Source organism: Pedobacter sp. GW822-FHT03F06 (assembly GCF_058801365.1).
On record NZ_JBXANE010000004.1, the window covers coordinates 357,111 to 373,728 of the forward strand.

At 38.1% G+C, this 16,618-nt stretch carries 16 protein-coding genes; 7 read left to right on the plus strand and 9 right to left on the minus strand.

Annotated elements, in window-relative coordinates; translation table 11 throughout:
- The 4 genes from pxpB to AC1RJ8_RS09265 all read right to left on the minus strand — a co-directional run bounded on the left by pxpB (window position 1) and on the right by AC1RJ8_RS09265 (window position 4,886).
- Window positions 1-741 (minus strand): 5-oxoprolinase subunit PxpB, encoded by a 741-nt coding sequence (pxpB, locus tag AC1RJ8_RS09250; protein ID WP_492953365.1) that lies wholly within the window; start codon window positions 739-741, stop codon window positions 1-3.
- Window positions 742-1,046: 305 nt separating this feature from the next.
- Window positions 1,047-1,820 (minus strand): GDSL-type esterase/lipase family protein, encoded by a 774-nt coding sequence (locus tag AC1RJ8_RS09255; RefSeq protein ID WP_492953364.1) that lies wholly within the window; start codon window positions 1,818-1,820, stop codon window positions 1,047-1,049.
- 51 nt (window positions 1,821-1,871) lie between these two features.
- On the minus strand, window positions 1,872-3,185 hold the full coding sequence (locus tag AC1RJ8_RS09260; RefSeq protein ID WP_492953363.1) for an ATP-binding protein: 1,314 nt from the start codon (window positions 3,183-3,185) through the stop codon (window positions 1,872-1,874).
- An 84-nt stretch (window positions 3,186-3,269) separates the two neighbouring features.
- Window positions 3,270-4,886, minus strand: a complete 1,617-nt coding sequence (locus tag AC1RJ8_RS09265; protein ID WP_492953362.1) for a Na+/H+ antiporter — start codon at window positions 4,884-4,886, stop codon at window positions 3,270-3,272.
- A gap of 155 nt (window positions 4,887-5,041) precedes the next feature.
- On the opposite strand from AC1RJ8_RS09265, the gene AC1RJ8_RS09270 reads away from it, so the two are divergent.
- On the plus strand, window positions 5,042-6,628 hold the full coding sequence (locus AC1RJ8_RS09270; RefSeq protein ID WP_492953361.1) for a 7TM diverse intracellular signaling domain-containing protein: 1,587 nt from the start codon (window positions 5,042-5,044) through the stop codon (window positions 6,626-6,628).
- A 96-nt stretch (window positions 6,629-6,724) separates the two neighbouring features.
- Here AC1RJ8_RS09270 and AC1RJ8_RS09275 read toward each other — a convergent pair whose 3' ends face one another.
- Entirely contained in the window at window positions 6,725-6,856 is a 132-nt protein-coding gene (locus tag AC1RJ8_RS09275; protein WP_492953360.1) for a hypothetical protein, read from the minus strand.
- A 322-nt stretch (window positions 6,857-7,178) separates the two neighbouring features.
- Between AC1RJ8_RS09275 and AC1RJ8_RS09280 the strand changes: the two genes are divergently transcribed.
- Together AC1RJ8_RS09280 and AC1RJ8_RS09285 are read left to right on the plus strand one after the other, a co-directional pair.
- Window positions 7,179-7,496 (plus strand): hypothetical protein, encoded by a 318-nt coding sequence (locus AC1RJ8_RS09280; RefSeq protein WP_492953359.1) that lies wholly within the window; start codon window positions 7,179-7,181, stop codon window positions 7,494-7,496.
- A gap of 16 nt (window positions 7,497-7,512) precedes the next feature.
- Window positions 7,513-7,905 carry a response regulator transcription factor gene (locus tag AC1RJ8_RS09285; RefSeq protein WP_492953358.1) on the plus strand — a complete coding sequence of 131 codons (393 nt, stop codon included), beginning with the start codon at window positions 7,513-7,515 and terminating at the stop codon, window positions 7,903-7,905.
- Between the two features lie 7 nt (window positions 7,906-7,912).
- Here the strand turns inward: AC1RJ8_RS09285 and cysM are convergent, their stop codons facing one another.
- From cysM to AC1RJ8_RS09305, 4 genes are all read right to left on the minus strand, one after another.
- On the minus strand, window positions 7,913-8,785 hold the full coding sequence (gene cysM, locus AC1RJ8_RS09290; protein ID WP_477582643.1) for a cysteine synthase CysM: 873 nt from the start codon (window positions 8,783-8,785) through the stop codon (window positions 7,913-7,915).
- An 11-nt stretch (window positions 8,786-8,796) separates the two neighbouring features.
- The gene (epsC, locus tag AC1RJ8_RS09295; RefSeq protein WP_492953357.1) at window positions 8,797-9,609 is read right to left on the minus strand and encodes a serine O-acetyltransferase EpsC; all 813 of its coding nucleotides are present in this window, start codon (window positions 9,607-9,609) and stop codon (window positions 8,797-8,799) included.
- 222 nt (window positions 9,610-9,831) lie between these two features.
- Window positions 9,832-10,212 (minus strand): hypothetical protein, encoded by a 381-nt coding sequence (locus AC1RJ8_RS09300; RefSeq protein ID WP_492953356.1) that lies wholly within the window; start codon window positions 10,210-10,212, stop codon window positions 9,832-9,834.
- A gap of 142 nt (window positions 10,213-10,354) precedes the next feature.
- Entirely contained in the window at window positions 10,355-12,961 is a 2,607-nt protein-coding gene (locus tag AC1RJ8_RS09305; RefSeq protein WP_492953355.1) for a DUF7133 domain-containing protein, read from the minus strand.
- A gap of 429 nt (window positions 12,962-13,390) precedes the next feature.
- Here AC1RJ8_RS09305 and AC1RJ8_RS09310 point away from each other — a divergent pair, with 429 nt between their 5' ends.
- The 4 genes from AC1RJ8_RS09310 (at window position 13,391) to AC1RJ8_RS09325 (ending at window position 16,609) form a co-directional block, all read left to right on the plus strand.
- Window positions 13,391-13,561, plus strand: a complete 171-nt coding sequence (locus AC1RJ8_RS09310) for a hypothetical protein (RefSeq protein ID WP_157258207.1) — start codon at window positions 13,391-13,393, stop codon at window positions 13,559-13,561.
- 323 nt (window positions 13,562-13,884) lie between these two features.
- The gene (locus AC1RJ8_RS09315; protein ID WP_492953354.1) at window positions 13,885-14,970 is read left to right on the plus strand and encodes a fatty acid desaturase family protein; all 1,086 of its coding nucleotides are present in this window, start codon (window positions 13,885-13,887) and stop codon (window positions 14,968-14,970) included.
- Window positions 14,971-15,226: 256 nt separating this feature from the next.
- Window positions 15,227-15,814, plus strand: a complete 588-nt coding sequence (locus AC1RJ8_RS09320; protein ID WP_492953353.1) for an SGNH/GDSL hydrolase family protein — start codon at window positions 15,227-15,229, stop codon at window positions 15,812-15,814.
- Window positions 15,815-15,880: 66 nt separating this feature from the next.
- A complete protein-coding gene (locus AC1RJ8_RS09325) occupies window positions 15,881-16,609 on the plus strand; it encodes an esterase family protein (protein ID WP_492953352.1) in 729 nt (242 codons plus the stop codon).
- The last annotated feature ends 9 nt before the right edge of the window (window positions 16,610-16,618 follow it).

Here is a 16,618-nt window from a genome sequence, read left to right on the forward strand (position 1 = left end):
TCATATTTCAGCATAAGCATTAAAATCCTTTATACTAATGGCTTTAAAAGTAATCACATCACCTCCCTTTAAAAATGATGGATGTAAACGGTTTACATCAAATATCTTTAATGGCGTTCTTCCAATAATCTGCCATCCACCAGGTGTTTCCATAGGATAAATGCCCGTTTGATTCCCTGCAATACCTACAGATCCGGCAGGTATTTTAGCATTAGGAACCTCTTTTCTCGGGGTTGATAACCTGGCATCCATTCCGCCCATATAGGCGAAACCTGGCACAAAGCCGATCATAAAAACAATATATTGCCTGGCAGTATGTATATCAATTACCTCAGTTTCGCTAAGCTTGTTTGTGCGGGCTACCGTTAAAAGATCCTGTCCGAAATCGCCACCATAACATACAGGAATAATCAGCTTATCAGCTGTTATCCTTGATTTTTCTCTTTTTATATGTGCAATTTTATTTAAATGTGCTGATACCTTGTCGAAACAAACCTGTCCCGGAAGATCTGACAACATCACATTTAAGGGATCAAAAAAAACAGTTAATGTAGTATAAGCTGGAACAGTGGTAATTAAACCAGAAAAAGGATTTTGCAGCAACAATTGGTTAAAATCAGTAATCAGGCCCAGCAAATCGTTATCGATTGCCGTTCCAAATGTAATTGTTACCGATTTTTCGCTCAGCCCGTAAATTTTTAAGGGAGTGTCTGTTTCAAAATATCCTAGCTGCTCGTTCATAGAAAAACAGTAAGATTTAACAATAAATGATCTTCATAAAATGGGGTAACAACTAAACTGCCGCTATAAAAATGATTATATAATATTAAAATCACAAGTTTTGTGAATAATCGCAACTAATTATGCGCAAAAAACAATAAAGAAGGGGTTTTTAAATGACTATACGGGTATTATTATGCTCATACCAACGGTTTAAATTAAATAACTTTTTAGTTTATCTAATATTTCGAGCTGGCTAAAGGGCTCCACGGAAAAGATTTACTTGATTTTTAGTAATCTATTAAAATGAACAGCAAGGCAGGGACTTAAAAATTCTTTTTCACTACCCGCTCAATTGCCTTGCCCCAAAATTCGCCTAAAGATGCGGCGCCTAATTTATTTGGATGCAGGTAAAAAGTACCCGCTTGCCCCTTTTCAGGAATCAACTCGGTAAGGTGATGCTTTTTAAAATAACCAAATGCTTTTTTATCTCCCACAAAAACATGTTTAGGTTTGGTTAAACTATAACTTGAAACCAGGCTATCAATTTTTGGAATGTAAGTCTGTAATCTCAACAAGCCCTCTTCCATATATTTTGAGCTATTATAGGTGGTGGTGCTATACCATATAGGATGATGCAGCACAACAATGGCCTTAGGAAAATCGGCCAATAGCTTATCCACAATAGTTTTTACATTTTCAATATATCGGTCAGGCGAAACCGGAGCGCCATGCGGTCCTTTTATAGCACTATCGTTGGTACCAAGCTTTAACGAAAAAACCAGCAACGCCTCTTTATCGGTAAATGCATTAGCTGCTTCTTCAACTTTGTTAAAAGTACGGCCAGCACTGGGTAAAAAATCGAGAGTGGTGTAGCCGCTATGTCCCTGATTGCTGAATTTAACTTCGTTTATTCCTTTTTGCTTAAGCAAATAAGCTACGGCTATAGCGGGCGGAGCATCAGCAGCATTGGCAATCTGGACGCCTTGCGTGATACTATTACCGATAAAAACAATATTGAGATTATGCTTTTTATCCTGTGCAGATAATAATGTGATATTAATTAGTAAAATACTGATCAATAATAGGTATCTTTTCATCTAAGCTCTTTTTATCGGCAACAAATTACTAAATTACTTACTAGTATCAATCTAATTTTTCGCTGGTTCAAGGTCTTTTATCAATTGCAATAGCTCATCATGCTCTTCGGCCTCTAATTCGATAATGCCATTGAACATTTCAAAAATCTCATCATGCAGGTTAGCGCGCATTAAAAGATCGATCAGGCGCACAAAAGTTTTCTTCTGATCGGTATTCAAACTACTAAACAATTTAGGTTCTACTTCATATAATGCCTTAATTAAATTAACCAGCGCTGGTTTCCTTAATTCTTTTTCTCTTTCGGTAGCATAAACCGGAAATATTTCATCCTGCTCGTAAGTTTCAATGAGGCGATTGGCATATTCTTTTAAAAATGGTTTACGTTTACTTTTAAGATATTCCGTTAACGCTTTAATTAGAAACCGATATTCGACTGAAGATTTAGCCGCACCAAATATGGCCACCTGTCCTTCATTTTCGAAACTCTTAAAATCGAAATCACGAAAAAAATCACTATCGATATATACACTATGGAAATAATCGTCGCTCTTTTTATTTAGGGTGGTGTAATCTTTATAAATTTCTTCACCACCGGCCAAGAAATAATATTTAGACAGTTCCTTATGCAGGTTTTCTTTCCAATGAACGTATTTAATCTTAAAAGTAACGGCTGTATCGGGATAGAAAAGATTAAACTCTTCTAAAGTTTTAACATTGCTGCTAAAATCCAATGCTTTGCCATTTACAATAACTGAATAGTTTTTGTGCCTGTTCAATTCAATAAACCAACAGAATTCGTTTATCAGAAAAGGGATTACCGTTTCTTCTATATCTTGCTGACTGATTTTCAGATTAGTGAATGAAACAGTTGTTCCAGTCTCGCCAGAACTGCTTGGAGCGGCGGTAAAATCGTGACTATAACTATTTAAACCACCAGTGCTAATGTGTATTTCGCCATAACGAAACCCTTGTTCTGATTGGTAAGTGGTGTGCCAAACGGCATCATGCGCAAAAGTAAAAAAAGTAAGCCTCCCTACTCCATTACGGCCATGCATTTTTGAGGTATGCTTTGGCGCTACAATCTGAATGGATTTTTCAGATTCGAAGAACGGATCGAACTTTTGTTGTAAGCGATCAGAATTAATTCCATAACCATTATCAGCAATGGTTAACTGCGCTAAAAGGCCAAGCGAATTGGCTACATAATCTACCCGTATGGTGTTCGCATTGGCATCAAAACCATTCCAAATGTACTCCGCAATGGCTTGCTTTTCATTATAGTTTTTGAGTACCTTTTGTATTCCTTTTGAAGTAATATTAACCTTTACCGACATGATTACTAAATTAATTAGCAAATATATCATTATATTTTAACCATTTCAGCTATTGATGTGGCAAGTTTTACACACAAAATCAACTAGCCGGTTTTAGTGCATTACAAGCGTATTTTATATATCCCGATGACTAAAATGCCTGCGAAGTTTTTCTTCTTCCAGATCAAGCAGCTCTAATTGTTCTCGAATCAGCTCATCATTAATCTGCTCTTTTTTATTTAGTCCTTTCAATAAAATACGCTGCTCAGCCATAATATCTTCAAGTGCAATGCGATAGTCGTGATAAAAGCCGTCAGACCTTGAAATGTTTTCTACTTTTTCCCAATCTCTCAATAATTCCATTTCTGCCTCAATCCGAATTTTTATCGATCTGATCATATCGTTATGCAACAAGGCATCGTGATACTTTTCATCCAGAATTTTAAGCGATAACATGGATAATTTCTTTCTCACCATTTGTTTTTGTTGCTCGAAAGGAACGGTATAATCCGGATCGGGCATATCTACCCATTTTATCAATGCTGGTAATGTTAAACCTTGCAAAACTAAAGTAACCAATATTACACTAAAAGTGATAAACAAGATTAAGTTACGCTGAGGAAAAGCTTCGCCTGATTTTAATGCTACCGGAATAGAAAGCGCTGCAGCCAGGGAAACCACTCCTCTCATCCCTGCCCAGCCAAAAAGCAAGGGTGCCTTCAAACTTGGATTAGGATCGGCAGTGGTAATATAACGACTAATGAAACGCGTAAAGTACAAAGCACCATAGGTACTGGCTAACCTCGTAACAATTAAAACCGTGCAAATAATGGCACTGTAACGGATAGCTGGTAAAAGCCCATCGTTGCCCAAACCACGAATAATCACCGGAAACTCTAAGCCAATTAACAAGAAAACAAAACCATTCAGCACAAAAGCTACAGCTTCCCAAACATTTACCCCCTGTAACCTGCTCCGGTGGGTAAGAATCTGGTCTCTCCGGGCCGAAAGAAACAAGCCACCGCTCACTACAGCCAATACGCCAGAAAACTCAAACTCTTCTGCAGTTATATACATTACATAGGGCGTTAAAAAAGTAAGGATAATATCAATATTTGTAGTGGTTGGCAACCATCTATGCAAAGCATAAAAAACTAAGGCTACTACAATTCCTACCAAAATGCCCATTACAATAACAATTACAAAATTACCAGCAGCCTTACTAAACACGAAACTTCCAGTCATTACTGCGGCTAAAGCAAAGCGGAACACCACTAAACTGGATGCATCGTTTAGTAAACTTTCGCCTTCCAATATTGTGGTGAGCCTTTTAGGCACTTTAACATTTTTAAGTATGGCTGATGCCGATACCGCATCTGGTGGAGAAATAATACCACCCAACAAAAAGCCCAGGGCCCATGTAAAACCTGGAATCAGGCTTTGAGAAATTAGCGCAACAATACTAGAAGTAAGAATAACAATTGGAAAAGCAAAACTGCTGATTACCCTACGCCACTTCCAGAAATCTTTCCATGAAGTGTTCCAGGCAGCTTCATACAGCAATGGAGGTAAAAAGATTATAAATATGAGCTCTGGTTCAATCTCAATATTACGAAGTACTGGTAAAAAACTTAAGGCTAAACCTGCCATTACCAATAAAATAGGATATGCCACACGGATTTTTTGTGCGAGCATTACCACGAACAGAATAATTGCAAGTAAGAAAGCGTATTGTATAATCAGCTGGTGCATATAATTTGGGGCTTGATCTAAAATACAAATTTGAAACGAATGCCAAACCATTAACATTATGTTCTTTTTTCAGATAAAATTTGGATTTTCTATTATAAAGCTATAATTTCTCCCCTGTAATAAGTCATCCCAGCTTTTTTACATTGGTTTAATTAATGAAGACCATTTTTATTCTTATTGCTTTCTTGATAGAAAGCAGTCTTTGCATAGCTCAACCAATGATCCAGGTAGAGAGACAAACTTTTGTTAACGTTGGCAAAGCAGGATACTTTTGGCAGGACACGCTCGAAACAACATCTTTTGAAAAGATAGCGCAATTTAAGCCAGAACGTTTTTCAAAAGGCAAGTCAGCAATTTTTAACGGTGGAACCAGCGGAAAAGTATGGTGGATGAAGCTCCGTTTTAAAAATATCAATCAAACCACTCCTTATCTGTTTATCGATTATGCAAACATCGATTCTATTACCGTATTTTATCGCGATGAATGCGGGATGATAAAGCAGATGAGCGCTGGCATGTTCAACCTGAAACAAAATGATAATATTCTGGGTACCGGCTATGTATTTCCCTTAAAGCAGGTAAAAACACCAATTGGCGAAGTATACGTAAGAATGCGGGCAATGAATACTTTACTTGTACCGGTTAAATTAGTTACCGAATCGGTATTAAACCATGCTTTATTTAAAGCACATAGCGTGCAACCTATTTACATGGGCATTGCATTGATGATTCTCATTTTTCACGTCTTTATGTTCGTTGCTACGCGGAGTAAACTCTTTGCGCTATATATAGCAAGGATCATTTTGCTTTATTTCATTGTAATGGTCTGTTATCTGCAAGGTTATAGCTTATTGCTAGGCCCTTCGATAGCCAGGTTTATTTTAGTGCATGCCCATTTTTTTATTGCAGCCGGTTACATTGCTACGATTTTGTTTAACAGTTATTTTTTAAAACTTAAACGCCAACTTCCGCAGCTCAATAAATTCTTCAAAGTATTACTGTTTGGATGGGGTTTAATCCTAATCTGCTCTTTATGGGATGCCAGAAGCATCACCAATGTACTTACGCATGTTTTATTTTTATTAACCTCATTATTTTTTCTGTTCAGTAGCATTAAAGTGATTATCATCCGCGGTTATGCTAAAAAAAATCCTCTTATCTGGTGTTACGTACTGGGATGGATTCCTGTGGCCTTGGTTTCTATTTACCTTGTTTTTTGCTTATCAACGTTAATACCCTTCCAATCTTACAGTTATAATTTACTCACTTTAGCCGGAATAATTGAAGGAATACTCATCAGCCTCGGTCTTTATGGCCAACGATTAAGGTTATTAACGCGACATAATGCGCATTTTCGAAGGCAACGTATTCTGCTTCAAGAACAGGTGGAAGGTTACCGTAAACAGCTCGATGCTAAAACAGAAAAATCTGTTGAACATTTTTCTTTAAAAGCACTTATCGAACTTGCACACGCCAGAGACCCTTCATTTATGAAACGGTTTAGTGAGGCTGAATCTACCTTTATCGAAAGATTACTTCAGATTTCGCCACAACTACTACCGGCTGAGTTAACACTTTGTGCTTACATCTTGTTAAATTTTGATACTAAAGAAATTGCCAGAACCTGCAAACTTAGTGTACGTGCTGTAGAAAGCCGCAAATATAGAATTCGTAAAAAACTGGGGATAGATGGCGAAACGAATATGCACGCTTGGATGTTAGACCTCACCAAATCGTCCTAAATAATATACAAAAATAGGTTACTTTTTCTTTGCCTTTATTTCAACAACAAATTAGCATCAACCACATAAAACACTATACTACAATAACTTAAATACTTATGCGTAGAAATGCGTATCGCTAAGATCCACCTGCCGCACCCTCTTTGCATATAGCTGATAGAGTGCAAGCGGTGCGATACCGTTTTTTAACCAAACAGGCTTAATGCCTTTTGTCTGGATTGTACTCATATTTTTAACCATGTCGACAGAAACGGTCTTTTCCGGGATGATTTGTTACACGCCTGGCGGCATGGTTTATTTAAAACGCTAATTCATCAAGAACTATATATAATGAACCGAATACCAATTACATTTTATTTTACTACTTGAAATCCAAACATTTAAAATTAGTGCGTATTACTGCGTAGACAAAAATTTTGATAATCTTTAAATGCTCTATTTCTTTGTCCTTATCCCTAAATAAAAACTTTTTAAAATATTGCTGTGCCACAGGAGATCTAAACAGGGGACGGTTTAGCCTTCTGTGCAAACAGCATCTGGAAAACCAACCATGAAACTGAATAACACTCCTGCCAAAATTATCGAAAGCATACAAGAATTTTACAACGGCCGAGATCCTGAAGAAATTTATAACGCATTAGAAATTGATAAAGACTGTTTTGACAGCTGGATTAGAGATTTTGGGGGTATTGCCAATGAGCTTTTGGAGCTGCGAGATGAAAACGATAACCTGAGAACGATGTTTACCAATTTAAGTCTGGTAAACCAGAGCCTGCGCAATTCTCTTGATAGCCTCACCAGAACAGACTCGAAAATATTTGAATTATTGCTTAAAAAGCGAGGTACTGGTAATCTTAGCTTTCCTTAATTAATAACGCAAAGAAATGTTTGCTTTATCCCCACCAAAAATATTAATTATTGAAGATCACCCCGCAACACTTGATGCCATAAAGATGATCTTCGAATTTGAAGGATACATTACGATGAATCTTTCCAGTACGATGGATTTACATGCTAAAGTAGCTGCTTTCCAACCCGATGTTATTGTAATCGATATTTTCCTTGGTATGACCGATGGAAGGGCGATATGTACAGAACTAAAACTATCCATTCATGGGTCCATTCCTATCCTACTCATGTCATCAAGAAATGGCATACATGATAGTGCTTATTACAAAACGCATTGGGATGATTACATAGAAAAACCATTTGACATGGAAATCATTATTCAAAGGGTTGGCATGCTTTTATCCAAAAAAGCCCAACAAGATCAGTGATTGATGCTCAACCAAAAAGATCGCTGCTCAGGTAGCGGTCTCCCCGATCGCAGGCAATAAAAACAATGGTTCCTTTATCCAGTTCACCAGCAAGTTTCAAAGCCGCTGCGCAGGCACCGCCCGAGCTCATGCCAGCAAATAAACCTTCTTCTTTAGCCATTCTTCTCGACATTAGGGTTGCTTCTTCCTGCGCAATATCCATTACCCGATCTACCCGTAGCGGATCGAATATTTTTGGCAGATATTCTTCAGGCCAGCGCCTGATACCCGGAATAGAAGAGCCCTCAGTAGGCTGACAGCCTACAATCTGGATATTATTATCTTTTTCCTTAAAAAACCGGGAACAGCCCATGATGGTCCCCGTTGTTCCCATAGAACTTACAAAATGCGTAATCTGCCCCTCGGTATCTCTCCATATTTCTGGTCCGGTTGTTTTATAATGAGCCAGGTAATTATCAGGGTTTGCAAATTGATTTAATAAAAAATATCCCTTTGAAACGCCTTTTTCTTCTGCATAATCCCTGCATTCTTCTATGCTTTCTAACAGGGTTACTTTTGCACCAAAGGCTTCCATAGTTACCTTACGTTCGCGTGTTGAATTGGCTGGCATAACCAGTTCGATTTCCAGGTTATATAAACTTGCAATCATAGCCAGTGCAATTCCGGTATTACCACTTGTGGCCTCTACCAGTTTAGTTCCGGGAGCGATATCGCCACGTTCTATCGCGCTTCTGATCATATTGAGCGACGCCCTGTCTTTAACACTGCCGCCGGGATTGTTTCCTTCTAATTTGGCAAATACCCTTACAGCTGGGTTAATATTCAGCTTTTGAAGTTCAGCCATTGGCGTATTTCCGATCAGATCGATTATTCCTGCCATATTTTAATATATTAATTGGTTTCTTTATGGTTCCTAATGGTAATTATTGGAGAATGATAAGCCGTAGAAAAAGCTGGAATACTTTCAGTAAGCCACACATTTCCCCCGATGATGCTATCGTGCCCAATGATGGTTTCGCCGCCCAGTATGGTTGCCCCAGAATAGATTACCACCCTATCTTCTACTGTTGGGTGACGTTTGCTGCCTGCTAATGTTTTTTTAACACTCAAAGCGCCAAGTGTTACCCCTTGATAAAGTTTCACATAACGGCCTATTGTACTGGTTTCGCCAATAACAATCCCTGTTCCATGATCAATATGGAAGTATTCGCCAATACTGGCTGCCGGATGAATATCAATGCCTGTTTTAGAATGGGCATATTCGGTAAGAATTCTTGGAACCAGCGGTATACCGAAATTATAAAGCGTATGGGCAATTCTATAGAAACAGATGGCATAAAAACCGGGATAAGTTCTAATTACTTCAAACCTGCTCTGTGCAGCCGGATCGCCTTCATAAATCGCTACTATATCGGTATTCAATACACGGTAAAGTTCTGGCAGTTCTTCAAAAAACTGACCTGCTGCATTTTTACATTCGCTATTTTTAAGCTTACAACTGGCTGATATGATATCATAAAGTTCAAGTTCCAAAACAGCAACATACTCTTTTATATCTATAATTGTTGAAAATACTTTAGGAGAATTTTCTGGAAAAAGCACTTGAATTAGCTTTTCTGCCCAAAGGGATATTACTTCATTGGGTGGAATATTTGGTTGTTCAAGAGGGTTCTTAATAATTTGTTCAAAAAAATGGTCTTCCATAACTGGTGGTCATACCTGCCCGATCTGCTCATCGACTAGGTATATAGATTTAATCGCTAAATGTAAGTTTTGTTTTTTTAAACCAAAACAACTGGCTCATTTTTATGACAAAAATTGCTCGACAATAACAATAAAATTCATGAATATAGCTTTTAGAAAGAATTATCAGTAAAATCAAACCATAAAAGGTAAAGCTGAAAACACATCAGCTACCAAGCTTACTTATTTTTTAGGCCAGCTGCCTATCGGCTTAGCAGAAAAGTTCTTTTGTGATGGCTTCCCGGCATCTAGAAAAACCGATATGGCCTGTTTACTATCAGCTTTGAGCCTTACTTCGAATCCTACAATAGAAGTCCCCGGATTTTTAGCATCATAATCGGTTACCGGATCTGTTGACCAGGTTTTCATTTTAACTTCGCTTTGGCATACATCAAGCAAACGTTTTCCACTCATCACCCGCTCTAGTACGGGTTTATTTAAAACATGATCTGCTTCTGATAGTATGGCTTGATGGATTTGATTAAACTTCTCATCGCGCTTTACATTGTCTAAGATCTGTTCTTCAAGCTCATGGCTGATCAATAACCTTGGATGCGAAGGCATCTTAAAAGTTGAATCAATTTCCTTGTTTTGCCCTACTGCTATCGTTGAGCAAAACAAGGTTATGATGGTACAAATAATGGTGATAAGCTGATTTTTTTTTCATGGGTTACGAATCACCATTATCAAATTCTATTGCGAGAACCTATTTCTTTTGTTCAGATAAGAAAGAAACTAACGAAGCCAGTTCTTCATACGATAATGAATTGGCCAAACCTTCCGGCATCATCGAAGTTTCCATTTCTTTTCTTGATAGGATATCGCCAGCTTTAATGGTAAAAACCTCTCCCGCGATATTACGAACCACCACTTTAGCAGCTGTTTCTTCTGTAATAAAGCCCATATAAGTACGGTCGCCTTTGGCGCTAATCATTACTGAAGCAAATCCCTGGGAAATTGAAGCATTAGGTTTTAATATCGATTCTGCGATCTGCTCACGGTTCATTATAGAGCCGATCTGTCCCATAAAAGGACCTTTCATTTTCTCGCTTTTGCTTAAGCTATGGCAGGCAATACAACCTTGATTATTGAAAATGTTTTTTCCTTTTAATGGATCACCCTGTAATTTATTGATAGCCAATAATACATCTTCGATAGATGATTTACCCACCTGACCTTTTTTGTTTTTAATTTTATCCAGATCAATTTTTGGTTCTTCAGCTACCGCTACTTTTTCTTCTTCAGCAAATTCAGGGATATCCATCCTTTGGCGTGCATTTAAATCAACATAAAATTGTTTTCCCTTTGCTCCGGCTTTTATAGCCTCTTCTTTCAAAAATTTCTCGATAATAGGAGAACCTTCCCATGAAACAGCTTTAAAATATGGTCCGTGAGAATCAGGACGTGTACCCCACCACCAAGAAGCATCATAAGCAATTTCTTTTTTATACAAACGGCCTAAAGTAACCAGAATCTGCTGTTTTAATTTTTCGTCTGTCGATTGTTTGTAGTTTTCGATCAGTCCGTTAACCGCTTTTTCGGTATGTATATAACGTAAGGCCCAAAGTGCAAGAGTAGAGTTTTCAGTTTTAACTGCAGCAAGCAAAGCATCTACCGCCTGAAGATCAACTAAGGCCCTAACAGCTAAGTGAGGCAAAATAATGGCTGAATTTGGTGTTGCATGAGGACCTTCAGTACCTTTGGCAGGTGCTGTAAATGAAGCAGGCACTTTCGTTTGTAAAAGCACATTGGCAACTTCTGCCCTGCCTAATCGGTTTAAACCGATTATCGAAGCAGCCTGAACACGAAGAGAAGGATCCTTTAAGCCTTCTAAAAATGGCTCAACCGGTACTTTGTCGATATTGGCTTTACGGTCAGCTAATGCTTTTAAAGCAAATTCCTTAATTGCTTTATCTTTGGTAAATTCAACTAAAGTAGCGATACCATTTTCTTTGGTGAGCTGTGCATAGGTATAAATACCAGCTATACGAACATCAAGTGCTAAACTCTGATCGGAAGCCACTTTTAAGGCTGTTGCGATAGCTTGTTTATTGTTACGCAAAACCAATTCCTGCGAAGCAGTTAAACGGCCTACTGCACTATTCGATTTAAGTAGCTCGGTTAGTTTTTTAATTGAAGCTTTTTTAACATCGGGAAATGCTTTGTATGTCCAGTTATTTGGCACTGCACGAACAATGTAACCTTTATTAGGACTTCCAGAATAACCTGCACCATCCCAAGCCGACAGATAAAGTCTTCCTGAACCGTCTACATCAAGATCGGTAATCTGAGGTAGTTTAATAAAATCCTCATCTTTTTGTGTAAAAGTTGCTCCATCGGCAGTTACTCTATGAATATATAACATGCTTCTGCCCCAATCGGCCATCATTGGTACGTGGTTATATTGTTCAGGCCAGTTTGGCTCATCCATAAACAATGCTCCGGTACCCGATCCTCCTCCTAAATCTGCAAGTGCAGGAATAATTTCGTCGGTAAAATTCTGAAATAAAACCGGGTAACCATATTCACCGGATTGTATATGGTGCGAGAAACGAACATTCCACCCGCCGCCATCGTTGGTATTTTCTCTGGTAAAAACGTTCATGTAAGGATCGATAGCTACATCATAAACATTACGTGTACCATGTGTATATACTTCCATTTCAGTTCCGTCCGGACGAACGCGCATAATCCCTCCGCCTAACATGGTTAGTTTTTTACCTGAACGGTCTACCGCATCATGGAATCCAAAATCTCCTACAGAAATGTAAATCCATCCATCAATTCCCATTCTGATACCATTTGTAGCATGGTCGGTACCACGTTCGCGGATATATTTGGCATTACTGATATGTTCTATAAGCGGTTTTTCGGGTCCATCTGCCTTTCCATCGCCATCTTTATCTTCGAAAACAACCAAATTCATGCCTGTAGCCTGTTTTGTTTCTTTAGAAAAAGTGGTATGTAATACATATACCTGGCTGCCTTGAACAATAATACCGCGTGGATTATCCACCTCGGCAAAATCTACATGTTCGTCCATTTTACCATCGTTATCCTTATCTATCAATTTAAGAATATGGCCTTTACCAGGATCTTTACCCAAAGAGCCGATCATATCAACACCAACATATACTTCTCCGGTTGGTGCTACGGCTAAACAGGCTGGGCTGGGTGTAACATCAGGTCCTGCGAAATTGGTTATTGTTAATTCGGGTGGTGATACGCGTTGTATTTTTGGTTCGCTAAAGAAGTTTTTTAATCCAAAAAAAACTAGTGTAAAAGAAATTAAGCTTAAAGAAAATTTAATCATTTGTGTGTGTTATTGGTTTCTTGGTGGTTGTGCCGCGTAAACTTACAAAAAAATATAAATTCTCTTGTGCCACAATTTTGTGCATTTTAAGTTAATTCTTAACCATTTGGCACTTTTACTTACTGGTTTCTAAACTTATTTACTTCATTTTAAAGTAAAACAACTTTACAGTCGTTATCCTGATAAAGATCCACATTAATTTAAAGCAACAATTCAAACTAATTACGATGAGCAACTAAATAAGCTTCGAACCGCTATAATTATGCATAACAACAAGTAAAACTCAAATTAAATGAAGAAAAAGCACCTTATAAATAAGATAAAAAACCGCTTTCATCAGAATCGGGTAAATTATTTCGTAAAACATTTGCTCCAAAGGAGATATTTTATTATATTTATCAAATCCAACATTCATTAAATCAGTACGTTATGAAAAATATTCTTTATTTCTTCCTGACTGCCCTGATCTCCTCCATTGCGCTGTTAATTACCAGGGATTCATTCGAACCCGAATTGGTTTATAGCACAGTGGTATTAATATGGATTTTTTACATTTGGTACCATATTTATGCTGCTAATAAGAGGAACTACAGCGAGTAGTCTGTGTCTTAATTAAATTGAATTCTCCTGTTGAATATAATCTGGAGCTAAAATATTAGTGACCAATATTTTCACTTAATCGTTAATTTGTTTAATACAACCACTGTCTGCAAAAGAACTGATTTACTTTCTTGTCAATACATTCATAATTATTTAACCTGATTGCAGGATGCATCACAGTTAATTTATTAACTTCGTCGAAAACTAAAACACAGTAGTTTACGTTTATAACTAAGCTTGGCCAAATTAGCCAGGTTATACATAAAGCTTAATGAACTTGGAGTTATCAACCTCGTACATGGGGTAGATTAGCGCACAAGATCATGAAATTAAAAGCAAAATTCCCTTGTTTAGCAGGGAATACATTTTACTCGGAAGTTCGCCGCAGAGTAAACAACGACTTTAGAGAAAACAATAGAAGCATCAATGCCAACGCACTGATGTGGTTTAAAGCCTTTCTTTTCCTTACTATATTTCTGGGACTTTACTTTTCCATACTCCTTTTAAACGTGCATAGCACCATACTTTTGGTACTTACTGTTTTACTTGGCGCTACTTGTGCATTTATTGGTTTCAATATCTGCCATGATGCCATTCACGGTTCGTTTTCGAGTTCTAAACGCACCAATTCATTTTTTAGTTTTCTATTTAATATGGTTGGTGCCAATCCGTATGTGTGGAACATTACGCACAATGTAGTACACCATACCTATACCAATATACCTGGCCATGATGAAGATATTGAAGTAGCACCAGGCCTTATACGCATCTGTACAGAAGATGAATTAAAACCACATCAGCGTTTCCAGCAGTGGTATGCTTTCCCTTTATATAGCTTAGCTTCGCTTTCCTGGGTGTTTCGTAAAGACTATAAAAAGTTTTTCCAAAAAAGTGTGGGTGCCTGCCAGAACAAGCATCCGAAGGTCGAATACTTTAACCTCTTTTTCTATAAGTTTTTGTACTACTTTATTTTTATTGGTTTACCGGTACTGATAATGCCGCTTGCCTGGTGGCAGATTGCAATCGGTTTTGTGGTTTTACACATGGCTCAGGGCTTAACCATGGGACTGGTTTTCCAACTGGCTCATGTAGTAGAAGGAACAACTTTTCCAATAACCAATGCAGAAGGCAATATGGAAGAAGCCTGGGCGGAACACCAGATGCGTACTACAGCTAATTTTGCGACGCAATCGCCAATCTCTGCGTTTTTTCTTGGCGGCTTAAACCGACAGATAGAACACCACCTTTTCCCTAAAATATGCCATGTTCATTACGGACGAATCTCCATCATTGTAAAACAAACCGCGCTGGAATTCGGGTTGCCTTATCATGAAAACAGCACATTCTTATCGGCACTTCGCTCCCATTACCGCATCCTAAAAAAAATGGGGCAACCAGAAACAATTTAGTGGCTATTGATTTAAGGGCGATAATTCAAATTAGTGTTATTATTCTCTTAATGGTAAAAATTCTCAAACTATGTTTCTTTGATCATTAAGAAGTTTAGGGCATTAACATTTTGAGCTCCTGTAAATTGAGCAATATGTATGACTAATGACCAATGTACTAATGACTAATGACTAATGAACCAACAAACCAACACCTAACATAAACTTAACATACAATACATTTATTCAAGAGGCAGATCTTTTTATCTTTAACCGTATGTACTGGTACGAAGAAGAAGTTAAACAATTGGAACGGGCGCACCGCTTAGATCGGGAGCATCCGGGTGTCATTTTCTATGGCAGTTCATCTATCCGGTTGTGGAATAGTCTCGAAGATGATTTCGATTACATGAAAGTAACCAATTTAGGCTTTGGCGGCTCTACATTAGCTGCATGCGTATGGTTTTTTGAGCGGATTATGATAGACTACAGGCCAAAGGCGCTTGTGGTATACGCTGGCGATAACGACCTTGGCGATGGAAGAAACCCTGAGGAGATATTTATCTTTTTCCAGCAGTTGATGGCTAAAGTTAACCAGCGGTTTGGCATACTGCCCTGTTATTTTATATCGCTAAAACCCAGCCTTACCCGCTGGCAAATGGCCGATCAGTTTAGATATACCAATAACCTCATCGAAAGCGAAATTATTAAACTCAATAGCAACTGGAAATTTATTGATGTATTTAAGAAAATGCTCAACAAAGAAGGCAAGCCAAATCCTGCACTTTACGATCACGATGGATTGCACCTGAGTGAAGAAGGTTATCGTTTGTGGGCAGCTACTGTTAAAGAGAAATTAGGTTAATCATTACGCGCAATTAATATCCTGATAACATGCATGCCTTAATTTTCCACAAAAGAATTGAAGTCAATGAACAGGGAATATCATAAATGGTTCAGCCATAATCTTCAACGGGATATGGAACTATTGGTTTTCGGTCATGCCGGAAGAGCAGTCATCTTTTTCCCTACCCGTATGGCCAGGTTTTACGATTACGAAAACTGGGGAATTATAGCTTCTTTAAGTGCGCGGATTGAAAATGGCGAACTCCAAATTTTCTGCGTAGATAGCATAGATGGAGAAAGCTTTTATAATGACGACGTATACCCATCAGTACGCATAGACCGGCATTTACAATATGAAAAATATCTCCTTGAGGAAGTATTATCGCTTATCTATCAGAAAAATGATGGCGGTTACGTTGAAACCGCTGGCTGTAGCATGGGTGCTTACCATGCTATAAACCTGGCCATGAAATACCCCTGGTTATTTAAAAAAGCCGTTGGTATAAGTGGAAGATATGACCTTACCGATAATATTGGCGATTTTAGAGACCTGCTGAACGGATTTCACAGCGATGAAGTTTATTTTAATATGCCAGCGCAATATATTGCTAACCTGAACGATGATCGATTGCTATCAGCAGTTAGAAACATGGAAATTATTCTTGCCGTAGGTGAAACAGATCCATTTCTAAGTGGAAACCAGCACCTAAGCAGCCTTTTATGGGAGAAAGGTATACCCAATCAGTTTCATACCTGGGAGAGCAATGCACACCGCCCCCACTATTGGCGAAAAATGGCGCCTATGTACATTTAATTATTACAT